The sequence below is a fragment of the Stenotrophomonas sp. HMSC10F07 genome, assembly GCF_001807895.1.
Classification (GTDB): domain Bacteria; phylum Pseudomonadota; class Gammaproteobacteria; order Xanthomonadales; family Xanthomonadaceae; genus Stenotrophomonas; species Stenotrophomonas sepilia.
In genome coordinates, this window is sequence record NZ_KV791454.1 from 24,387 (window position 1) to 47,088 (window position 22,702).

General features: G+C 67.8%; 23 protein-coding genes and 1 riboswitch. Of the genes, 11 read left to right on the top strand and 12 right to left on the bottom strand.

All coding sequences use genetic code 11. The annotated features are described in order from the left end of the window. Positions 1-163: 163 nt before the first annotated feature. Entirely contained in the window at positions 164-727 is a 564-nt protein-coding gene (locus HMPREF3114_RS19305) for a DUF3016 domain-containing protein (RefSeq protein ID WP_053498059.1), read from the bottom strand. A gap of 244 nt (positions 728-971) precedes the next feature. On the opposite strand from HMPREF3114_RS19305, the gene HMPREF3114_RS19310 reads away from it, so the two are divergent. Together HMPREF3114_RS19310 and HMPREF3114_RS19315 are read left to right on the top strand one after the other, a co-directional pair. After that, positions 972-2,960, top strand: a complete 1,989-nt coding sequence (locus HMPREF3114_RS19310) for a hybrid sensor histidine kinase/response regulator (RefSeq protein WP_070490463.1) — start codon at positions 972-974, stop codon at positions 2,958-2,960. Between the two features lie 43 nt (positions 2,961-3,003). Next, a complete protein-coding gene (locus tag HMPREF3114_RS19315; protein WP_053498054.1) occupies positions 3,004-3,297 on the top strand; it encodes a DUF3247 family protein in 294 nt (97 codons plus the stop codon). A 70-nt stretch (positions 3,298-3,367) separates the two neighbouring features. On the opposite strand, the gene HMPREF3114_RS19320 is transcribed toward HMPREF3114_RS19315, so the two are convergent. Continuing rightward, complete coding sequence (locus tag HMPREF3114_RS19320) at positions 3,368-3,631, bottom strand: hypothetical protein (protein WP_005407925.1); 264 nt, start codon at positions 3,629-3,631, stop codon at positions 3,368-3,370. Between the two features lie 157 nt (positions 3,632-3,788). On the opposite strand from HMPREF3114_RS19320, the gene HMPREF3114_RS19325 reads away from it, so the two are divergent. The 3 genes from HMPREF3114_RS19325 to HMPREF3114_RS19335 are packed head-to-tail and all read left to right on the top strand — an operon-like array spanning position 3,789 to position 6,231. Continuing rightward, positions 3,789-4,853: a class I SAM-dependent methyltransferase gene (locus HMPREF3114_RS19325; protein ID WP_070490465.1), complete on the top strand. Its 1,065-nt coding sequence runs from the start codon at positions 3,789-3,791 to the stop codon at positions 4,851-4,853. Further along, a complete protein-coding gene (locus tag HMPREF3114_RS19330; protein WP_053498050.1) occupies positions 4,850-5,551 on the top strand; it encodes a pseudouridine synthase in 702 nt (233 codons plus the stop codon). Before HMPREF3114_RS19325 ends, HMPREF3114_RS19330 begins: the two co-directional genes overlap by 4 nt. Then, a complete protein-coding gene (locus tag HMPREF3114_RS19335) occupies positions 5,548-6,231 on the top strand; it encodes an HAD family hydrolase (RefSeq protein WP_070490468.1) in 684 nt (227 codons plus the stop codon). The genes HMPREF3114_RS19330 and HMPREF3114_RS19335 overlap by 4 nt, the downstream gene beginning before the upstream one ends. A gap of 97 nt (positions 6,232-6,328) precedes the next feature. On the opposite strand, the gene fabB is transcribed toward HMPREF3114_RS19335, so the two are convergent. After that, positions 6,329-7,537 carry a beta-ketoacyl-ACP synthase I gene (gene fabB, locus HMPREF3114_RS19340; protein WP_070490470.1) on the bottom strand — a complete coding sequence of 403 codons (1,209 nt, stop codon included), beginning with the start codon at positions 7,535-7,537 and terminating at the stop codon, positions 6,329-6,331. Then, on the bottom strand, positions 7,537-8,052 hold the full coding sequence (fabA, locus tag HMPREF3114_RS19345; RefSeq protein WP_005415130.1) for a 3-hydroxyacyl-[acyl-carrier-protein] dehydratase FabA: 516 nt from the start codon (positions 8,050-8,052) through the stop codon (positions 7,537-7,539). The genes fabB and fabA overlap by 1 nt, the downstream gene beginning before the upstream one ends. A gap of 190 nt (positions 8,053-8,242) precedes the next feature. On the opposite strand from fabA, the gene dinB reads away from it, so the two are divergent. Next, positions 8,243-9,331 (top strand): DNA polymerase IV, encoded by a 1,089-nt coding sequence (gene dinB, locus HMPREF3114_RS19350; protein WP_070490472.1) that lies wholly within the window; start codon positions 8,243-8,245, stop codon positions 9,329-9,331. 196 nt (positions 9,332-9,527) lie between these two features. On the opposite strand, the gene HMPREF3114_RS19355 is transcribed toward dinB, so the two are convergent. Together HMPREF3114_RS19355 and HMPREF3114_RS19360 are read right to left on the bottom strand one after the other, a co-directional pair. Continuing rightward, entirely contained in the window at positions 9,528-10,439 is a 912-nt protein-coding gene (locus tag HMPREF3114_RS19355; RefSeq protein WP_070490474.1) for an MBL fold metallo-hydrolase, read from the bottom strand. Positions 10,440-10,531: 92 nt separating this feature from the next. Further along, the gene (locus HMPREF3114_RS19360; RefSeq protein ID WP_070490476.1) at positions 10,532-11,170 is read right to left on the bottom strand and encodes an NAD(P)-dependent oxidoreductase; all 639 of its coding nucleotides are present in this window, start codon (positions 11,168-11,170) and stop codon (positions 10,532-10,534) included. Between the two features lie 108 nt (positions 11,171-11,278). Between HMPREF3114_RS19360 and HMPREF3114_RS19365 the strand changes: the two genes are divergently transcribed. The 3 genes from HMPREF3114_RS19365 (at position 11,279) to gph (ending at position 13,729) form a co-directional block, all read left to right on the top strand. Beyond that, positions 11,279-12,208, top strand: a complete 930-nt coding sequence (locus HMPREF3114_RS19365) for a LysR family transcriptional regulator (protein WP_005415135.1) — start codon at positions 11,279-11,281, stop codon at positions 12,206-12,208. Then, a complete protein-coding gene (locus HMPREF3114_RS19370) occupies positions 12,205-12,996 on the top strand; it encodes a class I SAM-dependent methyltransferase (RefSeq protein ID WP_005415136.1) in 792 nt (263 codons plus the stop codon). Before HMPREF3114_RS19365 ends, HMPREF3114_RS19370 begins: the two co-directional genes overlap by 4 nt. Positions 12,997-13,060: 64 nt before the next feature. Further along, the gene (gene gph / locus HMPREF3114_RS19375) at positions 13,061-13,729 is read left to right on the top strand and encodes a phosphoglycolate phosphatase (RefSeq protein WP_053498038.1); all 669 of its coding nucleotides are present in this window, start codon (positions 13,061-13,063) and stop codon (positions 13,727-13,729) included. Positions 13,730-13,820: 91 nt separating this feature from the next. On the opposite strand, the gene btuB is transcribed toward gph, so the two are convergent. Continuing rightward, positions 13,821-15,662, bottom strand: a complete 1,842-nt coding sequence (btuB, locus tag HMPREF3114_RS19380) for a TonB-dependent vitamin B12 receptor (protein WP_070490478.1) — start codon at positions 15,660-15,662, stop codon at positions 13,821-13,823. Positions 15,663-15,777: 115 nt separating this feature from the next. Then, positions 15,778-16,001, bottom strand: a riboswitch (cobalamin riboswitch). Positions 16,002-16,144: 143 nt separating this feature from the next. On the opposite strand from btuB, the gene HMPREF3114_RS19385 reads away from it, so the two are divergent. Next, complete coding sequence (locus tag HMPREF3114_RS19385; RefSeq protein WP_005415139.1) at positions 16,145-16,723, top strand: histidine phosphatase family protein; 579 nt, start codon at positions 16,145-16,147, stop codon at positions 16,721-16,723. Positions 16,724-16,814: 91 nt separating this feature from the next. Here the strand turns inward: HMPREF3114_RS19385 and HMPREF3114_RS19390 are convergent, their stop codons facing one another. Both HMPREF3114_RS19390 and HMPREF3114_RS19395 read right to left on the bottom strand, forming a co-directional pair. Next, positions 16,815-17,177: a TfoX/Sxy family protein gene (locus HMPREF3114_RS19390; RefSeq protein ID WP_053498035.1), complete on the bottom strand. Its 363-nt coding sequence runs from the start codon at positions 17,175-17,177 to the stop codon at positions 16,815-16,817. Beyond that, positions 17,174-17,656: a GAF domain-containing protein gene (locus HMPREF3114_RS19395; protein ID WP_004140850.1), complete on the bottom strand. Its 483-nt coding sequence runs from the start codon at positions 17,654-17,656 to the stop codon at positions 17,174-17,176. Before HMPREF3114_RS19395 ends, HMPREF3114_RS19390 begins: the two co-directional genes overlap by 4 nt. A gap of 68 nt (positions 17,657-17,724) precedes the next feature. Here HMPREF3114_RS19395 and bioD point away from each other — a divergent pair, with 68 nt between their 5' ends. Further along, a complete protein-coding gene (gene bioD / locus HMPREF3114_RS19400) occupies positions 17,725-18,408 on the top strand; it encodes a dethiobiotin synthase (RefSeq protein ID WP_053498033.1) in 684 nt (227 codons plus the stop codon). A gap of 78 nt (positions 18,409-18,486) precedes the next feature. On the opposite strand, the gene HMPREF3114_RS19405 is transcribed toward bioD, so the two are convergent. From HMPREF3114_RS19405 to HMPREF3114_RS19415, 3 genes are all read right to left on the bottom strand, one after another. Then, a complete protein-coding gene (locus tag HMPREF3114_RS19405) occupies positions 18,487-19,938 on the bottom strand; it encodes an aminotransferase-like domain-containing protein (RefSeq protein ID WP_053498032.1) in 1,452 nt (483 codons plus the stop codon). A gap of 241 nt (positions 19,939-20,179) precedes the next feature. Beyond that, the gene (gene msrA, locus HMPREF3114_RS19410) at positions 20,180-20,917 is read right to left on the bottom strand and encodes a peptide-methionine (S)-S-oxide reductase MsrA (protein ID WP_032953890.1); all 738 of its coding nucleotides are present in this window, start codon (positions 20,915-20,917) and stop codon (positions 20,180-20,182) included. A 14-nt stretch (positions 20,918-20,931) separates the two neighbouring features. Next, positions 20,932-22,701, bottom strand: a complete 1,770-nt coding sequence (locus tag HMPREF3114_RS19415; protein WP_053498030.1) for a cytochrome c biogenesis protein DipZ — start codon at positions 22,699-22,701, stop codon at positions 20,932-20,934. Position 22,702 lies beyond the last annotated feature (1 nt).

Sequence of the window (22,702 nt, forward strand, 5' to 3'; positions counted from 1 at the left end):
CGCCTTGAATGCGTGTCGACCAAGGTCGACACCTACCGATGGGTTTTACGCGCAGTGGTCGCCTGGTACGGGGCGCCGGGCGCGACTCTGGTAGCGGTCGACCTTGGTCGGCGCCCTGTAATGCGTGTCGACCAAGGTCGATACCTGCCGATGGGCTTACGGCCTACCGTGCTGCGGTGGCCTGCGCTGTCAGCTGCCGCTTCACCCAGTCGTCGATCAGGCGCTTTTCGTAGCGCAGTGGATCGCTGTCGCTCTTCAGGCCGATGTTGTGCAGGTAGCCGGTATCGCTCAGGCGCGCGTCGCCCTCGCTGACGATGCGGCCGCTGGCGTCCTTCAGCGTGTACTGCAGGCTGATCCGCGGTGGGTAGATGTCGCGCATGATCCGGATGTCGCGGCCGCGCGGGCCGTGCCACGGCTCGTAGTCACCGGCGCGCTTGATGTCGACCAGGGTCACATCAAGCCTCTGTCCCGGTTGCAGCGGTTTGGCGGCAGCGGTCTGCAGGTAGCGTGCCAGCTGCTGCACCCAGTCGCCACGCTCGGCCTCGAAGCGGTTGGTACTCTGGCGGATCTCGGTGAATTTGGCCGGATCCTCCCACTTCACGCTGACCGGGCCATCGGCCTGCAATGCGCGGGGAGCTTCCGGGTCGGTCACGGTGCGCGGTGCCGCGCTGGCGCCGCCCGCCACCAGGGCGCCTGCCAACAGGGCAATCGCGAGTGAGCGTTTCATCACGGTCTCCTGCGTCCCCTCGACGGGGGCGATGTTGATCTCAGATCGAGTGTGATCCTGCTTCCCGGTATCGGCAATGGCCGGACGCGTCGTGTGCAAGCGCGGTTGCCGCCAATTCATCGACGTCAACCATGACTGACGGCGCTTGACGCTGTGAATACGCCCTTTGGAAGATGCTGTGCCTCCAACCTGGCCTGCACAGACACCCTTGTCCACACTGCCGCCCCTCGTGGAGCGCCCACCGATGATGGTGCCGGCGCCCGAACCTGACCTGCATCATGGCGTGCTTGAGCGCATCAACGCGGGTTTCTGCGTGATCCAGGTGCTGTTCGAGGGTGAACGTGCGGTCGACTACCGCTTCATCGAGGTCAACGATGCCTTCGAGCGCCACACCGGGCTGAAGGATGCGCGCGGAAAGCGCATGACGGCGCTGGAGCCCGGCCATGAGCAGGACTGGTTCCGCATCTATGGCGAGGTCGCACGCAGCGGCCGCCCGGCCCAGTTCGAGATGGAAGCGCGTGCGCTGGGCCGCTCGTTCGCGGTTGATGCGGTGCGCGTGGGCCGGCCGGGCGAGGACAAGGTCGGCATCCTGTTCTTCGACATCACCGCACGCAAGCAGATGGAAGTGGAGCTGGGCGAAAGCGAAGCCCGCTTCAGCGCGCTGGCCGACGGCCTGCCGATGCCGGTGTGGGTGCTGGACGAGCGCGGCCATGCCCGTTTCGTCAACAGCGCCTTCAGCGAGTTCTTCGGCGGTGACGAGACGCGCGTGCCGGAGGACGTCTGGCGCGGCCTGGTGCATCCGGACGACGCATCGGTCTTCGAGTACGAGCTGCAGGAAGCATTGAAGGCGCAGCGCTCGATGCACGCGCTGGTGCGTGCGCGCCGTGCCGATGGCCAGTGGCGTTGGCTGGAGATGAATGCCCGCCCGCGCTTCTCGCGCATGGGCCGTTTCATCGGCCTGGCCGGCAGCAGCCCGGACGTGACCGAACGCCGCGAGATCGAGCTGGCCCGCGAGGAACTGCTGCAGTCCGAGCGTGCCGCGCGCAGTGCTGCGGAAAACATGGCGCGGCTGAAGGATGAATTCCTGGCCACGCTGTCGCATGAGCTGCGTACGCCGTTGACCACCATCCTCGGCTGGAGCGAATTGCTTCTGCAGCGCGTGGACAACACCAGTCCGCTGTACAAGGGCCTGAACGTGATCGCCAACAGCGCCGGTGCGCAGAAGCGGCTGATCTCGGACATGCTCGACCTCAGCAGCATGCTGCTGGGCAAGGTGCAGCTGGAGGTGGAAGTGCTGGACCTGTGCACGGTGCTGGGTGAGGCGATCGGCGCGCAGGAACTGGTGGCCGAAGGCAAGGCGCTGGACGTGCACCTGCAGCTGCCCGCGCAACCCAGCCTGGTGCTGGGCGACGCCACGCGCCTGCAGCAGGTGTTCTGGAACCTGCTCTCGAACGCTATCAAGTTCACCCCGGCTGAAGGCCGCATCGACCTGCAGCTGCGGGCCGACGGCAACTACTGGGAGATCACCGTGCGTGACAGCGGTGATGGCATCGCACCCGAATTCCTCAATCATCTGTTCAGCCGCTTCCGCCAGGCCGACGGCACCACCACCCGCCGCCATGGCGGCCTGGGCCTGGGCCTTGCGATCGTGCAGCAGCTGGTCGAACTGCATGGTGGCACGGTCACTGCGGCCAGCGAGGGCCACGGCCACGGCGCGACCTTCACCGTGCGCCTGCCCCAGCATGTTCCCGATGCCGAACGGCGGCCGCTGCGCGAAGTGATCAGCGGGCCGATCCTGGAGCCGGTGATCGTCGAGCCGTATCCGCTGCGCGGCATGCATGTGCTGGCGGTGGAAGACCAGCCGGAAGTGCTGGAGTACTTGCGGCGCATGCTGGAAGAGCAGGGCGCCAGCGTGTCTGCGGCCAGTTCGGCCGGCGAAGCGCTGGCACTGCTGGCCGACACCGGCCACCTGCAATACCACGTGCTGCTGACCGACATCGGCATGCCGGGCATGGATGGCTATGGGCTGGTGCGCACCTTGCGCGAGGACATGGGCGTGGATGCGGCGACCTTGCCTGCGGTGGCGGTGACTGCACTGGCGCGTGCCGACGACCGCCGCCGCGCGCTGGCGTCGGGCTTCCAGGAGCATGTGGCCAAGCCGTACTCGGTAGCGCAGCTGGTGGCTGCCGTGCGCAAGGTGCAGGTGCCACGCGCGGACAGTGCGCTGCACTGAACATTCACGGCCGATCGGCGACCCTGCAGTCAGGAGGTCACCGATGTCCCGAACAGCTCCCCGCATCCATACCGATCCGGCGCAGATCGCGCGCCTGGAAGCCCTGCTGCCGCAACTGGAAGGCGAAACGCAGGTGGAACTGACCCTGCACGATGGTCGCCGCCTGCTCGGTACCGTGGCAGTGAAGCCGACCGTGCAGCAGTACCGCAACGAGGCCGGCGACGAAGGCAGCAACGGCCAGTTGCGCCTGGATGACTACGACACGCCGGTGCAGCAGCACCATGTCTGGCTGGATGAAATCGCCAGCATCAACCGCCTGCCACCCAAGGCGCCTTGATCCGAGGTAGAGCCGAGCCCACGCTCGGCTCTGCCGCCGTCCGAGCGTGGGCCAGGGCGCTACGGATGTGTCAATGCTCGAACAACGTCGGCGTCGCCTCGAACCGCCGCGCGTAGGCGCGCTCCTCCGCGACCCGGGCTACCTCGTCATCAGCCAGGTCCGGAGCGCCGTACACCGCATAGGCCACGCTGCCGTCGGCGCCATGGCCGACCTGGTGCAGCCGGTAGCGCGAGTGGCCGCCGCCGGTGTCCTCGGGGTAGTGCACGGGCGGATGGCTGCCTTCCAGGTCCATTTCACTGTTGTCGACCACGCCACCGACGAACAAGGCTCGCATGCAGGTTCTCCTGGGTTTCCGGGTGAGCCTCTACCCTGAACGTTTCAATGTTTCTGGCGGATCAAGGCCCCGTTCGGGTTTCGCAAAGCGGGCCGCCGGGGCCGGCCCGGCCAAGCCGGTACAATGGACGGCCCTCACGCTTGAAGTACCCGCGCCGATGGCCTCCAGCGACGACGCCCCCCTGCAGACCCTGCTCCTGCCGTTCTCCCAAGGCGCCCTGCGCTGGCCGGAGGGCCCGGTAGCCTTCCTGCGTGCCCGCGATGGCTGGCCATTGCGCGAAGTGGCCGGTGATCGCGAGGTGCACTGCGAACAGAGCTTCGCCCCGTTCGCGCAACCGCTGCAGCAGGCTGCCGGCTGGACCGTCAGCGGGCAGCTGGATGACGCGGCCGGCAAGGGCCGCTACCCGTTGGTGCTGGTGCTGCCGCCGCGCCAGCGCGAAGAAGCCCGTGCGCTGTTCGCCCGTGCGCTTGCGCTGGTCGCCGACGGCGGCCGCATCGTTGCCTGCCAGTCCAACAACGAAGGTGCGCGTTCGGGCGAGGGCGACCTCAAGCAGTTGGCCGGCCTCGGTGGCTGCCTGACCAAGAACCACTGCCGCGTGTACTGGACCGCCCCGCTGCAGGGCCAGCACGACGTTGACCTGGCCAAGCGCTGGTCGGCGCTGGATGCGGTGCGCCCGATCGTGGGCGGTCGCTTCCTCAGCCGCCCGGGCGTGTTCGCCTGGGATCGCATCGATCCGGCGTCGGCGCTGCTGGCCGAGCACCTGCCGGCCGACCTGGCCGGACGCGCCGCCGACCTCGGCGCCGGCTACGGCTACCTGTCGCGCGAACTCCTGGAACGCTGCCCGAAGATCACCGCGCTGGATCTGTACGAGGCCGAGCAGCGCGCACTGGCGCTGGCCGAGCTCAATCTGGCGCCGCCGCCGCGCCCGCTGCCGCTGCGCTTCCTGTGGCAGGACGTCACCGCCGGCATCGAGCCGGGCTACGACGTCATCATCAGCAACCCGCCGTTCCACACGCCGTCGCGCGCTGACCGCCCGGACATCGGCCAGCGCTTCATCGCCGTGGCTGCGCAGGCATTGCGCCCGGGCGGGCGCCTGTACGTGGTGGCCAACCGCCACCTGCCTTACGAGCACACCCTCAACGACAGGTTCGGCGCGGTGCGCGTGGTCGCCGAACGCGACGGTTTCAAGCTGGTGGAAGCAGTGAAGGGGAAGGGCAAGTGAAGCTGGTCAAGCACATCGCCAACCTGGGCTATGGCAGCCGCAAGCAGGTGCAATGGATGTTCCGCGAAGGCCGCGTCACCGACGCCGATGGCGAAGTGCTGTATGCCGACGACCAGGTGCCGCATGACGCCATCCGGGTCGATGGCGAGCCGCTGGACCCACCGCCGGGGCTGTCGATCGCACTGCACAAGCCGGCCGGCTACACCTGTTCGACCAAGGACACCGGGCGCCTGATCTACGACCTGCTGCCGCCGCGCTTCCGCGACCGCGATCCGGTGCTGTCCACGGTCGGCCGCCTCGACCGCGAGACCAGTGGCCTGCTGTTGCTGACCGACGATGGTGGCCTGCTGCACCGGATCATTTCGCCGAAGTCGAAGCTGCCGAAAGTCTATGAGGTCGAGTTGAGCGAGGACCTGCGCGGCGACGAGGTGGCGCTGTTCGCCAGCGGCACGCTGATGCTGGAATCGGAGAAGACGCCCCTGCTGCCGGCTGAACTGGAGGTGCTGGATGCGCGCCGTGCGCGGCTGGTGCTGCACGAAGGCCGCTACCATCAGGTACGCCGCATGTTCGCCGCCACCGGCAACCACGTGCAGGCCCTGCATCGCAGCCGCGTCGGCGGGCTGGACCTGCAGGGGCTGGACGAGGGGCAATGGCGGCAGCTCACTTCCACCGACCTGGATACGCTGTTCGCTTCATGACCAACATTGCTGCGCTGCCGTTCCTGCCCGACGCCGTCATCTTCGACATGGACGGCCTGATGATCGACAGCGAGCGCGTTTCGCTGGCCTGCTGGAGCCAGGCCGCCGACGAGTTCGGACTGGGCCTGGATGAAACGGTGTTCCTGCGCATGGTCGGCCTCGGCGACCGCGATTCGCACGCGCTGCTGCGTGCGCAGGGGATCGAGGACAGCGTGATCGAGGCGGTGGCCGCACGCTGCCACGACCTGTATGAGGCACGTACGCAGACCGGTTTGCCGTTGCGTCCTGGCATCCTGGAGCTGCTGGAGCTGCTGAAAGCGCACGCGGTACCGCGGGCGGTGGCCACCACCACGCGGCAGCCGAGGGCCAACCGCAAGCTGGCCGCTGCGGGTCTACTGCCGTATTTCGATGCGGTGATCACCAGTGGCGATGTGGCGCGGCCGAAGCCGGCGCCGGACATCTACCTGCTGGCCGCGCAGCGGTTGGGCCAGGCGCCCAAGCGCTGCCTGGCGCTGGAGGATTCACCGGCCGGTACGCGCGCGGCGCTGGCGGCTGGCATGACCGTGATCCAGGTGCCGGACCTGGTGCATCCGGATGAAGAGTTGCGCGCACTGGGCCACCGCATCGTTGGGTCCCTGGTGGACGCGCACGCGCTGCTGCTGCCGTTGCTGCCGAAGTAAGCAGTAGGTGCCGACCGTTGGCCGGCACTGAGCCGAGCATGGCTCGGCTCTACATCTATTGGTGGGTGCCGACCGTGGGTCGGCACACCTGCCCCCATCACACCCGCCCGAACACCAGCGCGGCGTTGGTGCCACCGAAACCGAAGCTGTTGGACATCACCGTATCCAGTTTCTGCTCGCGGCTCTCGCGCAGGATCGGGAAGCTCTCCACCTTCGGGTCCAGCTCGCCGATGTTGGCCGAACCGGCAACGAAGCCATCGCGCATCATCAGCAGGCAGTAGATCGCCTCGTGCACGCTGGCTGCACCGAGCGAGTGCCCGGACAACGCCTTGGTCGAAGACAGCGGCGGCACTGCATCGCCGAACACTTCGCGGATCGCGTTGAGCTCGGTGACATCGCCCAGCGGGGTCGAGGTGCCGTGGGTGTTCAGGTAGTCCAGCGGGCGATCGACGCCCTGCAGTGCCATCTTCATGCAGCGCACCGCGCCTTCGCCGGACGGAGCAACCATGTCGGCGCCGTCGGAGGTGACGCCATAGCCGATCAGCTCGGCATGGATGTGCGCACCGCGTGCGACGGCGTGGTCGTAGTCCTCCAGCACCAGCATGCCGCCACCACCGGCGATGACGAAGCCGTCGCGGTCCTTGTCGTACGGGCGCGAGGCGCTGGCCGGGGTTTCGTTGAAGCTGGTCGACAGCGCGCCCATCGCATCGAACATCACGCTCATCGACCAGTGCAGATCTTCACCGCCCCCGGCGAACATGATGTCCTGCGTGCCATGGCGGATCATGTCCGCGGCGGCACCGATGCAGTGCGCCGAGGTCGCGCAGGCGGCCGACAACGAATAGCTGACGCCCTTGATCTGGTAGGCGGTAGCCAGGCAGGCCGAGACCGTCGAGCACATCGTGCGCGGCACCATGTACGGGCCGACCTTGCGCACACCCCGTTCGCGCAGCAGGTCGACTGCACCGATCTGCCACTCGCTGGAGCCGCCACCGGAACCGGCGATCAGGCCGGTGCGCAGGTGGCTGACCTGCTCGGGGCTGAGCCCGGCATCGGCGATGGCATCGCGCATGGCCAGGTAGGCGAAGGCCGCCGCGTCGCTCATGAAGCGCTTCTGCTTGCGGTCGATCAACGCGTCCAGATCGAGGTCGACACGACCACCGACCTGGCTGCGCAGGCCCGCTTCGGCGTGGTCGGCCAGGGCGGTGATGCCCGAGCGCCCTTCGCGCAGCGCGGCCGAAACGGTATCCAGATCATTGCCGAGGCAGGACGTGATGCCCATGCCGGTGATGACGACGCGACGCATCAGAAGCTCCCGGTTTCGGTGAACAGGCCGACGCGCAGGTCGCGCGCGCTGTAGATTTCGCGGTCGTCCACGTACATGCGGGCGTCCGACTGGGCCATCACCAGCTTGCGGTTGATGACCCGGCTGATGTCGATCTCGTAGCGTACGAGCTTGGCGTCCGGCAGTACCTGGCCGGTGAACTTCACCTCGCCACAGCCCAGCGCGCGGCCCTTGCCGGGCGCACCCAGCCAGGTCAGGAAGAAGCCGGTCAGCTGCCACATGGCATCCAGGCCCAGGCAGCCTGGCATCACCGGGTCGCCGATGAAGTGGCAGCCGAAGAACCACAGGTCCGGGCGGATATCCAGTTCGGCGCGTACCATGCCCTTGCCATGCGGTCCGCCGTCCTCGCGGATGTCGGTGATGCGGTCGAACATCAGCATCGGGTCGTTGGGCAAACGGCCGGCGGCGGTGCCGAACAGTTCACCGCGTGCGCTGGCCAGCAGCTGTTCGCGGTTGAACGCGTGGAGACGGGTCATGAAGCACAATCCTGGAAGCGGAGAACAGGGAAACAAGCGCTCGAGAATGCCCGTGGAAACTGTCCCGATCAAACATTTCAACCGTACGCAACCGTAGTGTTTTCAAGGGAATACGCGCATCCTGTTGATGTGCAACGACCATACTTCGGCGTGTGGCCCACCCGACCCGGCCCCGCCTTTTCCACCTGACATGACCCGACTGCGCAAGATCATCCACGTTGACATGGACGCGTTCTACGCGTCGGTGGAGCAGCGCGACGATCCGTCACTGCGCGGCAAGCCGGTGGTTGTGGCATGGCGCGGCGCACGCTCGGTGGTGTGCGCAGCATCGTACGAGGCACGCGTGTTCGGCGTGCGTTCGGCCATGCCGGCAGTGCGGGCCGAACGCCTGTGCCCGGATGCGATCTTCGTGCCGCCCGACTTCGCACGTTACAAGGCGGTGTCACGCCAGGTGCGCGAGATCTTCCTGCGCCACACCGACCTGGTTGAGCCGTTGTCGCTGGACGAAGCCTACCTGGACGTGACCGAGCCGAAGAGCGGCATCGAACTGGCTACCGATATCGCCCGTACCATCCGCATGCAGATCCGTGAGGAGACGAACCTGACTGCTTCAGCCGGGATCGCGCCGAACAAGTTCCTGGCCAAGATCGCCTCGGACTGGCGCAAGCCCGATGGCCAGTTCGTGATTCCGCCGCAGCGGGTGGACGCCTTCCTGCTGCCGTTGCCGGTGAGCCGGGTGCCTGGCGTCGGCAAGGTGATGGAAGGCAAGCTGGCTGCGCGCGGCATCGCCACCTGCGGCGACCTGCGGCAGTGGGCACTGATCGATCTGGAAGAAGCGTTCGGCAGTTTCGGCCGCAGCCTGTACAACCGCGCACGCGGCATCGACGAGCGGCCGGTGGAACCGGACCAGCAGGTGCAGTCGATCTCCTCGGAGGACACCTTCGCCGAAGACCTGCTGCTGGAAGACCTGGGCGAGGCGATCGTGCAGTTGGCGGAGAAGACCTGGAATGCCACACGCAAGACCGAACGTGTCGGCCATACCGTGGTGCTGAAGTTGAAAACCGCGCAGTTCCGCATTCTCACCCGCAGCTTCACCCCGGAACGTCCGCCGGAGTCGATGGAAGAACTGCGCGACATCGCACTGGCCCTGCGCGCCCGCGTCGACCTGCCAGCGGAGACGCGCTATCGGCTGGTGGGTGTCGGGCTGGGCGGCTTCCGCGAAAAGGAACCGGTGGTGCAGGGGGAATTGTTCGAGCACGCCCAGACCGATCGTTCCTGATCGTTCATCCACGCATGGCGTGGATCCACGTGTCGACCAAGGTCGACACCCACCAGGAGCAGGTCATTCCATCCAGACAGATTGCGCAGACATGCCACCCCGCCCACCCTCAGGAAACCAGCTTCGGCTGTTGCTTCGGCTGTTGCTGTTGCCTCTGCAGGTGCAGGGCGCAGCCCTGCAGAAGAACCCCGTTACCTCATGGCCACTGCATCTCGCCCTTGGCCACCTTCGCACTCAGCTCCAGCGACGCCACGCCGTCCAGCGTCGGATAGCGCGCCTGCATCGCCTGCACCAGCGCCGCACTGTCCTTCGCCTTTGCCGCCTCGGCGTCGAACGCGCGGATGTAGTCCGCGGTGAAGCGCAACGCACTGGCATCCAGCGCCGCACCCGGCGCGTAATGCCCCGGCACCACCACCTTCGGCTTCAGTGCCTGCAACCGCTGCAGGGTCTGCAGCCAGTCAGTGTGCGACTTCGGCGTCTGCGTGTCGGCCATCCACACGTGCTCGCCGGCCACCACCGGAATGCCGCCGACGATCGCGCGCAGCGATGGTACCCACAGCACCGTGCGGTCCGGGGTCGGGCCATCCAGGCCGATCAACGGCAGGCGCTGGCCTTCCAGCTGCAGGGCATCGCCGTCCAGCACCTGCGGCACCACGATGCGCGCGGGCACGTCGGCACCCATCTTCGGTCCCCAGTAGGCCAGCTTGCCGGCCTGGGTCTGCTGGATGTGGGCGACGGTCTGCGCAGTGGCGACGATGCGTGCCTGCGGGAAGGCATCCTGCAAGGTGGCCAGGCCGAAGTAGTAGTCCGGATCGCCGTGGCTGATGTAGATCGTGGTCAGCTGCTTGCCACTGGCGCGGATCCGTTCGACCAGCTTGCGTGCGTCGCTGGCGCCGAACTGCGCGTTGACCAGGATCGCGTCATGGCGGCCTTCGATCAGTACCGAGGAGACCGAGAACATCGCCTGCGGGCCGGGATGGAAGGTCTGCAGGTGCAGTTGTGATTTCGTCGCGGCGGCCGGCGCCGCGGTGGCCGGTGCGGCCAGCAGCGGCGCACTGGTGAAAGTGGCGGCCAGGGTGAGGGGAAGCAGCAGGGCAGCGGCGCGCATGGGGAATTCCTTGTGTAGAGCCGGGCCAGTGCCCGGCTGCATGTTCGCGTAGAGCCGAGCGCGGGCTTGGCTCTACAAGGGGTGTAGCTGGATCAGTACGCGGCGGTGATGATCTGCTTCGGATAAGCGTGCGCTTCCAGCTCGGCGACGAACGCGGCGCCGTAGTCGGCATAGCTGATGCGGCTGTGGCCGCTGGCGTCGGCCAGGAAGGCCTTGGGCTGCACGCGATACTGGCCACGCTCTTCGCCCGGGCCGATTTCGGCGGCCGGCGAGAAGAAGGTCCAGTCCAGGTCGTCCACTGCCTGCAGGCGATTGAAGGCTTCACGATGGGCCAGCGCGTACGGCTTGTAGGCTTCCGGGAAGTTGGGGGTATCGACCAGCTGCACGCCCGGCGCGACTTCCAGGCTGCCAGCGCCACCCACCACCACCAGGCGCGGTACGCCGGCTTTGCGCGCGGCGGCCGCCAGCTGCGCGGCGATCTCGCCCACGCGGCCGATGTCGTCGCCCGGGCGCGGGCCGTAGGCGCTGGCCAGTACGTCGTGGCCCGCGATGGCGGCGACCAGCGCGTCCTGGTCATCCAGCGAGGCGATCACCGGATGGGCGCCGGCCAGTTCGGCCGGGAGGTCCTGCGCGCTGCGCACGATGACGGTGAGTTCGTGGCCGTGGGCCAGCGCGTGGCGGGCGATCTGGCGGCCGATGTTGCCGGTGGAACTAACGAGGGCGATCTTCATGGCAGGACTCCGTGGGGCGATGTGGGCTGGGAATGGGGCCACTCTAGGCTGCTGCAGTCGCTCGAAAAACAGCGTATAACGCGCTTGTTTGTTGCGTGGATCGAGCATATGGACCGATTGACCGCCATGACCGTGTTTGTCGAGGTGGCCGAGCGCGGCAGCCTCACCGCCGCCGCGGAAGTGCTGGACATGTCGCGGGCGATGGTCAGCCGCTACTTGGCCGAGGTCGAGGGCTGGCTGGGTGCACGCCTGCTGCACCGGACCACGCGCCGGGTCAGCCTGACCGGCCCGGGCGAGGCGGCGTTGGCGCGCTTCCGGCAGATGCTGGCGATCGGCGAAGAACTGCAGGGCGAGCTGGCCAGTGATGATCCCGAGCCGCACGGTACGCTGCGCGTGACCGCCAGCGTGTCGTTCGGGCAGAGCCACCTGGCACGGGCGGTGGCCGGTTTCGTCGCGCGCCATCCGGCGGCGCGCATCGAGCTGCTGCTGGTCGACCGCACGGTGAACCTGGTCGAGGAGCGCGTGGACCTGGCCGTGCGCATCGCGCGCCAGATCGACCCCAGCCTGATCGCGCGGCGGCTGGCCACCTGCCGCTCGGTGCTGTGCGCGACGCCGTCGTACCTGCAGGCGCGTGGCACGCCGACCGCGCCGGAGCACCTGGCCGCGCACAACTGCCTGACCCACCACTACGTCGGCAAGAGCCTGTGGCAGCTGCACCGCGATGGCCGTTCGCTGTCGGTGGCGGTGGGCGGCAACATCAGCGCCAACGAGGCCTCGCTGCTGCTGGAGGCGGTACGTGCCGGTGCCGGGATCGCCATGCTGCCGACCTACCAGGTGGCGCCACTGCTGCGCAGCGGCGAGCTGATCGAACTGCTGCCCGGATTCAGTCTGGACGAGCTCGGCATTCATGCCGTATACGCGTCACGGCGCCAGCAGCCCGCTATCATGCGGCGATTCCTGGATTACCTGGCCGAGTGTTTCGCCAGCCCGGCCTTCCAGGATCTGGATTGGCGCCCACCGGGCAAGGAGAACACATGAACCATGGACAGGCCTTGATCGACCACAACCGTGCTGCCTGGGACCGCCAGGCCAGCGAAGTGCGCGAATGGTCGCGCCCGGTGGAGAGTTCAACCATTGCCGCCGCGCGCGAAGGCCGCTGGCAGGTGCATCTGACCCCACGCGCGCTGCCACTGGACTGGCTGGGCGACGTGCGCGGCCGTCGCATCCTGTGCCTGGCTTCGGGCGGCGGCCAGCAGGCACCCGTGCTGGCCGCTGCGGGCGCCGACGTCACCGTGTTCGACCTGTCCGACGGGCAGCTGGAACAGGACCGCAGGGTCGCTGCGCGCGACGGCCTGCAGCTGCGCACGGTGCAGGGCGACATGCGCGACCTGCACGTATTCGCCAATGACAGCTTCGACGTGGTGTTCCATCCGATCTCCAACCTGTACGTACCCGACGTGCGCCCGGTGTGGACCGAATGCCGCCGCGTGCTGGCGCGCGATGGCATGTTGATGGCCAGCTTCTACAACCCGGTGCTGTTCGTCGGTGCACGTGATCCGCAGCTGGATGCACAGGGTTTGATCCGGCCGCAGTACGCCATTCCCTATTCGGACCTGGAAGACCTGCCCGCCGCAGAGCGTGAGGCGAAACTCGCCCGCGGCGATGCGCTGACCTTTGGCCACAGCCTGACCGAACTGATCGGCGGTCAGCTGGATGCAGGCTTCGTGATTGATCGGTTCATGGAAGACTGGCAGCCGAAGCCGCGCTTCCTGATCGACCGTTACCTGCCCACCTTTCTGGCCACCCGCGCACGCAGGATCGGCTGAGGCCGATCCCGGGGAAAAAGCGCGGCGTACAATGGACGGCCCCACGTTGTACAGGCGTCGTCCCTTGTCGTATCCCTATCCGCTGGTCGTATTCGATCTCGATGGCACGCTGGTCGACAGCGCAGCTGACATCGCCGAAGCGCTGAACCGCACGCTGGAAGCCATCGGCATGGCACGGGTGCCGGAAGCCACCGTGCTCGGCTGGATCGGCGACGGTGTGCGCCGCCTGGTCGAACAGGCCGTGCACGCCGCCGGTCGTGAGGTCGACCTGGCCGAGGTCATGCCGGTGTTCATGGTGCACTACCGTGAATGCCTGCTGCGCAGCCCGCGCCTGTTCGATGGCGTGGCCGACGCACTGGCGCAGCTGCGCGCGCGCGCCGTGCCACTGGCGATCTGCACCAACAAGCCCGAAGCACTGGTGCCGCCGCTGCTGCAGCACCTGGGCATCGGTGATGCGTTCGCGCTGGTACTGGGCGGCGATTCACTGCCGCAGCGCAAGCCCAGCGGTGAGCCGCTGCGGCATATCGCTGCGCACTTCGGGCTGCCGGTCGATGCCTGCCTGATGGTGGGTGATTCGCTGACCGACTACCGCGCCGCCGAAGATGCGGGCATGCCGATCGCGCTGGTCCGCTACGGCTACCCGCGCGGTCTGGACCTGGCCACCGCGCATGCGGTGGCGGTGATCGATGACCTGCGTGAACTGCCGGGGTTGACCGCCGGCGTCCCGGTGTAGAGCCGAGCCCATGCTCGGCTGCTTTGCTGCCTGAGCCGAGCATGGACTCGGCTCTACAGAGAAAGCGCCGGGCAATGCCCGGCGCCTTCTTTCATTTCGGCTGGTAACGCACGCTCACCTGGTACTCACGACCGGGCTGGTTGAACCACGCCACGGTCTCGTATCGTCGGTCGAACACGTTGGCGGCACGCGCCAGCAGCGACCACGACGGCGTCAGCGCGTACTCGGCGCGCAGATCCAGCGTGCCGTAACCCGCCACCTTCACCGCGTTGGCGGCATCGTCATAGCGCTTGCCCGCTCCCTGAACCGTCAGGCCTGCGCGGAAGGCCCCGAAACGTCGATCGAGGTCCAGGCGCGCGGTCTGCTGTGCACGACGCGGCAGCCAGTTGTCGAACTGGGTGCTGCCGCCGGTGCGGTTGCGTGGGTCGGTGTAGCTCAGCTGGGCGTTGATGTCGAAGCCGGCCAGCAGCACGCCACCGGTCAGTTCGGCACCGCGGATGCGCGCCTTCTCCACCTGCTGCATCCTGAAGGTCGCCGCATCGTAGGTGATCAGATCATCGATGCGGGTTTCATAGACGTCCAGGCCCCAGTGCCAGCCCTGTCCCTGCTGCGAAACGCCCAGGTTGGCGCTCTTGGACTTCTCCGGGTTCAACGTCGGCACACCGCTCCACGGGTCATACAGGTCGCTGAAGGTCGGCGCCTTGAACGCGGTGCCGTAACTGGCATTGACACGCAGGCCGTGGCCAAGCTCCATCGCCCAGCCGAGGCTGCCCGTGGCGTGGTTGCCGAACTGCTGGTTGTCGTCGTTGCGCGCGCTGGCCTGCAGCTGGTGGCGGCCGAAGCGTCCCTGGTACTGCACGAACACGCCGGTGTTGCGGCGGCTGTCGACCCGATATCCGGCACTGCTGCCATCCAGGTTGTCTTCGCTCCAGTCCACGCCGGTGCTCAGCAGCTGGCCTTCTGCCAAGGCGAAGTCACCCTGCAGCGAGGCACTGTCGCGGTGGGTCTGAGCGCTGCCACGGGCACCGAAGTCACCAAAGTTGTCCGACTCGTTGTCACTGCGCCCGACATTGGCGGTGAACGCCAGGCGTTCGGACGGGGTGTAGCGCACCTTGCCGGCCAGCACCTGCTGGCGGGTTTCCGAATAGTTGTAGTAGCCGTCGTAATGGTTCTTTCCGTCGGCACGCAATGCACTGCCTTCCACGTTCCATTGGTCGTTGAAGGTGTAGCCACCGCGCAGGCTCTTGGACAGGTTGCGGTAGCCATCGCGGTCATGTTCGTCGGCAAAGCAGCCGGTGAACAGCGTTGCCGAGCCGCGGCAGGCATCGATGCCATCGGAATGCTGGTAGGCGATGTCGGCGCCGAACCAGCCGCGTTCGGTCCCGCCGCCGATCCCGCCGCTGGCTTCGCGCAGGCCGTTGCTGCCGCCACCGAGCTGGAAGTGCGGGGCGAAATCACCCTGGTTGCGGCGGGTGAAGATCTGGATGACGCCGCCAATGGCATCGGCGCCGTACAGGCTCGACTGCGGGCCACGCACGATTTCCACGCGCTCGATCTGCGCCAGCGGCAGGTCCTGGTACATCGCCAGGCCGAGGTCGGCACTGTTGATGCGCACGCCGTCGACCAGCACCACGGTGTGGCCCGAGTTGGTGCCGCGCAGGAACAGCGAGCTCTGCTTGCCGAGCCCGCCGGCATTGGTCAGGTTGATGCCGGCGCGGCCGCGCAGCAGTTCCTGCAGCGAGGTGGCCTGGCTGGATTCGATCTGCGCGCGGTCGATCACCTGGGCCGGCGCGATGCTGTCCTGCAGGGCGATCGGGGTGCGCGTGGCGGTGACCAGGATCTGGTCGAGCGCGGTGGTGTCATCGGCGGCCTGTGCCAGCGCGGGCAGGGCGGCCAGTACGGCCAGGGACAGCATTCGGGACTGCAGCTTCATGGGGGAACTCCAGGTGCCACGCACGCCCGCGTGGCGAAGGGGAGGAGCCGCGAAGGCAGGCACGCGCCGATGCCGCAGCGCAAGCCACGGTCATCCAGCGCCATGCCCACCGCATCGCGACCTGAGGCTTCCGGGCCGGTCTCCGGGCTTGCCGCCGGGTGGCGCGAGGCCACCGTCCAGGCGCCTTCCCATGCCTGCGGCACAGTGGCGGTGTTGCCTGGAACTGACGTGCTTACCGTTGCGGGGGCAGCGCCGGCCTGGCGTGGAATCACGCGTCACCGGCTTCCCGTTTCAACCTGCCGGCCACGGCCGCAGGTCACCTGGAAGTGCGCGCAGTCTACGGCATCGCAGGCCGTCCCGTTGCGTCGCGCCTGCGCGGCTGCCTTTGCTGTGCCTTTAGAATGGTTGCTCGATCCCGTGGTGCCGTTACCGATGTCTGCCCGTTCTCCGTTGTACCTGCCTCGCCCGTCCGGGACGCACGCATGATCCTCGACCTGGTCCGCCATGCCGGCAACGGTCGCGATGAGTTCCTTGATGGCCGCAGCGATCCACCGCAGCTGGCCGGCCTGCCGCAGGAGCTGGTCGAGGCCTATGCCGAGCAACGCTGGGAGCGGGTGATCAGTTCACCGCGGTTGCGCGCCCTGCACACGGCGATGGCGCTGGCCACCCCACGCGGGCTGGACGTCGAAGCGGACGAGGAATGGGAAGAACTGGATTTCGGCGATTGGGACGGGCAGTCGCTGTTCGACCTGCCGGAAGATGCGCTGGCCGCCTTCCATGCCGATCCGCATGCGTTCCCGCCGCCGAACGGCGAGAGCTGGGGTCATTTCGAGCGGCGTATCGCGCGCGCGCTGGATCGCCTGCTCGATGATGATGATCCGGTGCCGACGCTGGTGGTCAGCCATGGTGGCCCGCTGCGCATGGTGTTGTCGCAGGTTTGCGGCCTGCCGATGTCGCTGTGCTGGGCCCTGCGCATCGACCACGGCACGCGCCTGCGGGTGTGGCTGGAGCGGGGCGAGGTCGGGCTGGTGGGCGAGCTGCTGGAACTGCAGCAGCCGTAGTCCATCGGTAGTGCCGGCCGCTGGCCGGCAGCCTCAGGAACGTTGCAAGGATCACGCAGCTGCCGGCCAGCGGCCGGCACTACCGGTGCAGTCAATCCTCGTCCGCGCGCTCGGCCACGTTGTCCTCGGCGTCATCGTCGGCATCGAAGCGCTGCTCATGGACCGGGCCCGACGCCGGGCCGGCCGCCTTCAGCGGATGCGCGGCGATGCGCGCTTCGTAGTCCTGCACCAGCGCTTCACGCTGCGGCTCGCTCAGCTCCTGCCAGTGGCAGTCCAGCAATGCGCCTTCCAGCGAGTACAGCAGGTTCAGGCTGGGCTTGAAGCCGGCCCGCTTGACCTTGACGAAGGCGCCAACTGCGCCGATCGCAACCAGGTCCTCGCGGCTGCGCAGCCCGACCTGGCGCAGCCACGCTGCACTCTTCGGGCCGATGTTGCGCAGCTTCGGTGCGCTCATCCCAGTGCCTCGACGAACACGCGGGCGATGGCTTCCAGGCCGGCCTGATCGTCGGCGTCGAAGCGGCCGACCTTCGGGCTGTCGATATCGAACACGCCGATCAGTTCATCGCCGCGCAGCAGCGGCACCACCAGCTCCGAACGCGAGGCCGAATCGCAGGCGATGTGGCCGGGGAAGGCATCGACGTCGTCCACGCGCTGGGTCACGCGCTGGCTGGCGGCGGCACCGCACACGCCCTTGTCCAGCGGGATGCGCACGCAGGCCGGCAGGCCCTGGAACGGGCCGACCACCAGTTCCTTGCCGTCATACAGGTAGAAGCCCACCCAGTTCAGGTCGGGCAGGGCGTGATAGACCAGTGCGGAGAGGTTGGCCGCGTTGGCGATGCGGTCGGACTCGGCGTAGACCAGGCCACGGGCCTGTTCCAGCAGCTGGGCGTATTGTTCCGGCTTGCTGCCGGTGAGCGAGGCATTGGCGAACATGCCTGCAGTCTAGCAAGTGCACCGGGCCGGCGATAATGCACGCACTGTTGCCCTGTTGGAGCCCATCGATGCCGTTGCCCGCTACGTTGCCGCCCGCCCTGTTCGTTACCGGCACCGACACCGAAATCGGCAAGACCGCGGCCAGCACCGCGCTGCTGCATGCACTGCGCCAGCGTGGCCTGCGCGCGGTGGGCATGAAGCCCGTGGCCAGCGGCAGCGAGGACCTGGGGCAGGGCCTGCGCAACGAGGACGCGCTGGCGCTGCAGGCGGCCAGCTGGCCGGTGCCTGACTATGCCGACCTGAATCCCTATGCGCTGCGGCAGCCGCTGGCACCGGAGCTGGCCGCTGCCGAGGACGGCGTGCAGGTGGCGCTGGCGCCGATCGTGGCCGCGTTCGAACGCCTGCGCGCGAAGGCCGATATCGTCGTGGTGGAGGGCGTGGGCGGTTGGCTGGCACCGGTCTCGGCCACGCTGGACCAGCTCGACCTGGTGCGTGCGCTGCAGCTGCCGGTGCTGCTGGTGGTGGGCATGCGGCTGGGCTGCGTCAACCACGCGCGGTTGACTGCGCAATCACTGCAGGCCAGCGGCGTGGACTGCCTGGGCTGGATCGGCAACCACATCGACCCGGCGATGCAGCGCCAGGACGAGAACATCGCCACGCTGCAGCAGCGCTTGCCGATGCCGTGCTGGGGACGGCTGCCGCATTTGCCGGGGGCGGATGGTCAGATCCTGAGTACACACCTGCTCGACTGACCTGCTTCCTGTAGAGCCGAGCCCATGCTCGGCTCAGCGTGGACCGTCAGCGAAGGGCAGCCGAGCGTAGGCTCGGCTCTACAGGAGCTGGCGCACTGCCAGCTCCCGCGCGATCGCACCCAGCCGTTCCACCGCACCGATGAAGCGCGCATCCAGGCTCTGGCAGCACGACAGCCGCAGGCAGTGGCGATAGCGCGCACCACGCGAATAGACCTGGCCGGGCATGAACACGATGTCCTCCTGCAGCGCTCGCTCGAACAGCTCTCGCGTGTCCACGCCCGGCAGTTCCAGCCACAGCAGGAATCCGCCCTGTGGTTCGGTGGCGCGGGTGCCTGCCGGGAAATGCTCGGCTACCAGCTGGCGCAGTCGTCCCACCTGTTCGCGGTACAGCCGGCGCATGCGATGCAAATGGTGCTCGTAGCTGCCTGCTTCCAGATACGCGGCCACCGCATCGCCGAGCAGCTGCGGCTCACCGCCGGTGGACTGGAACTTCAGCAGCGCGATGCGCGCTGCGAAGCGACCGCCATCCAGCCAGCCGATGCGGTAATCCGGCGCCAGTGTCTTTGAGAAGCCACCGACCACCATCACCCAGCCATCGCGATCAAAGGCTTTCAGCAACGGGGCCGGTGGCTCGCAGAACTGCAGCTCGGCGTACACCGCATCCTCGATCAGGGGCAGCTGCCGTGCGTTGACCAGCTCGGCCAAGCGTTGCTTGGCGGCGGTCGGCATGGTGCAGCCGAGCGGGTTGTGCACGGTCGGCATCACCACCAGTGCGGCCAGCGGCGTGTGCTCCAGCAGCGCATCCAGTGCACCTACATCCAGTCCGTGCTGCGGGTGGGTGGGTAACTCGATGGCCTGCAGGCCGAGGTTGGCCAGCAACGGATACAGGTTGAAGTAGGACGGCGCCTCGATGCCCACCGCATCACCGGGCTGGGTGACCGCGCGCAACGCCAGCTGCAGGGCTTCCATCGCACCATGGGTCAGCAGGAGTCGCTCGGCGTGGGTGTGCAGGCCCATGCGCGGACTGCGGCGCACGATCTGCGCCAGCAGCCGCGGTGAACCATTCGGGCGCGCGTAGGTCTCCACCGTCTGTTGGCCATGGCGCAGTACCTGCGCGGTGTGCTTGGCCAACTGCGCGCCGGGGTAGAACTGGCGACCACGCGGGCCGGCGAAGGCCAGGTCGACCACACCCGGGCGGCGCTGCGCTTCCAGCACGCGCGCCATCAGCACCTGCTGCAGCGGTGCGGTGGGTGCCGAGGGCGCATCGCGCAATGATCGTTCCGGCACCGACAGCCGCGGCGCCACCTCGAAGCCGGCCTTGGGCCGCGGAATGACCAGGCCGGCATCTTCCAGCTGGCGATAGGCGGCGATCACCGTGTTGAGGCTGAGCCTGCGCTGCGACGCCATCTGCCGCAGCGAGGGCAGGCGGCTGCCGACCGGAAGGCGACCGCCGTGGATGGCCTCGGCCAGTTCGTCGGAGAGCCGCTGGTAGCGTGGAGGGATCATCGTGGCCTGGTCATCTGTATCCATCGAACATCCCGCCATCTGGTTCTGTACCCATGATGATGGCGAGCCTAGCATGTCGTCGTCGGCCGGGCCTGATCGGGGCGTGGCCGGCGCATTCCAAGCGCACGGCGGGACCGCCGTGCGTCTTTTTTGTGTGTAGAGCCGAGCCCGCGCTCGGCTGCTTTTCCGCCAACAGCAGCCGAGCGTGGGCTCGGCTCTACAGAAGCGCAGCGCCGAGCACCGATCAGCCCCAGGGCAAATGCCGTCAGCGCATCGGCACCAGCACCGCCTCGCGCCGGTACAGCGCCGGGAACTGCCTGGCCAGGGCCGCCAGCTTCGGTGCGTCGTAGTAGCGGATGTAGGCGGCCTGCGGGTAGTTGGTCATGTAGTTCTGGTGGTAGCTCTCGGCCGGATAGAAGCGCTGGCCGCTGACCAGCTGGGTGACGATCGGTGCGCGGTAGCTGCCGGCCTGGCCGAGCTGGGCAATGTAGGCACGGCTGGCCGCCTGCTGGCGGGCGTCATCACTGAAGATCGCCGAGCGATACTGGCTGCCGTGGTCCGGACCCTGGCGGTTGAGCTGGGTCGGGTCGTGCGCGACCGAGAAGAACACCTGCATCAGCTGTCCATAGCTGACCTGGCGCGGGTCGTAGTCAATCTTTACAGCTTCGGCATGGCCGCTCTGTCCACCGCTGACGCGCTCATAGCGCGCATTGGCTGCACTGCCACCGATATAGCCGGACACCGCATTGCTCACGCCCTTGACGTGCTGGAACACGCCCTGCACGCCCCAGAAGCAACCGCCGGCAAACACCACGCTGGCGTGGGTGGCGTCATCGCGGAACGCCGCATCGCCGGTGGGGGCCGGCAGTGCCTGGATCTGCGCGCTGGCTTCGACCGGCGCCGCAGCCGCACCGTGATCGACCAGCAGCACCCCGGCAATCAATGCCATGGCCACCAGGCCGGCCACACCGGCGGCGATGCCCTGTTCAAAGGAGAGTTTCATCATGTGCTCCCGGTTCAACCGAAGGTGAAGGCATAGGCCTGCACGCCCGCATCGAGGAATTCGATCTCGAAGCGATGCGGACCGACCGTGCCGCGCTGGCGTACCAGCTGGTACAGGCGATGCTCGTCGACCACGCCACTGCCATCGGCGCCGACATCACTACCGGCATCGGCGGCGGGCAGCGCCCTGCCATCCAGCCAGACGCGGAAGCGCACCGGCCTGCCGTCGCGGCTGGGCGCCAGCACCAGGTGCAGGTCGCGCGCATGGAACTGGAAGGCAATGCGGCCACCGGCCTGCTGCAGCTGTGCGGCTTCATCGGTGACGGTCCAGCGCCCCGACAGTCCCCACTGGTTCAGCACCAGGGTCGTCGGCAAGGAGTAGTCGAACGCGGCATCACTGCGCTGCCCGCCGGGCGAGGCGAACTGTTCGGCGCGGGCGTGGCCCAGATACGTTTCCGGCGAGCGCAGGTTGCCCATGTCGGCCTGCACGGCCACGCCTTTCAGGTCGGCGGCCGCAGGATCGGCAGGCGGCGGCAGGTTGGCCTGCCCGGCTTCGGTCAGCAGGCGACGGATCATCTGTTCCGAACGCGCATAGTTGCCTTCGCCGAACTGGTGGCCGCGGATGTTGCCCTGCGCATCAACGAAGTACTGCGCCGGCCAGTAGCGGTTGTTGAACGCGCGCCAGATCGTGTACTGGTTGTCGAGCGCCACCGGGTACTCGACCTTCAGCTGCTGCACCGCCTTCATCACGTTGCGCGGGTCACGCTCGAAGGCGAACTCCGGCGTGTGCACGCCGATCACCACCAGGCCGTGGTCGCGGTAGCGGCGCTCCCATTCGTGAACGAACGGCATCGCACGCAGGCAGTTGATGCAGGAGTAGGTCCAGAAATCGACCAGCACGACCTTGCCGCGCAGCTGCTGGACCGTCAGCGGTGGGCTGTTGAGCCAGCCGGTGGCCCCGTCCAGCGCGGGCAGGGTGCCTTCGACCGGCAGCGGTGCATCGCCAGCGGCGTCGGCACCGGCCATCATCATCATTGGTGGTGCCGCCGGTTGCGCGCCGGGTACCGCGTCCAGCAGGCCCTGCTCGATACGCGCGGTGCTGAGCGTGGAAAGACGGGTCAGCAGGCCGGTATCCCAGCCCAGGCCGATCGCTACCACCGCCAGCAGGGCGGCCACGCCCAGCACCTTGCGCAGTGCATCGCCGAGGCCAAGCCGCGCCTGCAGCGCACGGAACACCCGGCCGCCCACCCACACCGCCAGTGCCAGCGCGGTGATCGCGCCCAGCGCATACGCCAGCAGCAGGGCACTGGTACCCACGCTGGCACCATGCAGGGCGGCACCGGTCAGCACCAGGCCGAGGATCGGACCGGCGCATGGCGCCCACAGCAGGCCGGTGGCGATGCCGATCAGCAGCGAGGTCCACGCGCCGCCGCGCCCAGCGGCATCCGCGGCATCGGCGCGCGCGCTCAGACGGGCACCCACGCGCTGGAACGGCGCCAGCAGATGGTCGGCCAGTCGTGGCCACAGCAGGGCGACCGCGAACAGTGCCATCAGCAGCAGGGCGATCCAGCGCCCGACCTGGTTGGCCTGTGCCACCCATTGGCTGCCCACCGCGGCCAGGCTGGCAACCACGGTGAAGGTGAGCGCCATGCCCAGCAGCAATGGCAGCGTGCTGCGCAGGAACGGGCGATCGGCACGCGCGAACACGAACGGAAGCACCGGCAGGATGCAGGGACTGAGCAGGGTCAGCGCGCCCCCCAGGTAGGCAAGCAGCAACAGCAGCATC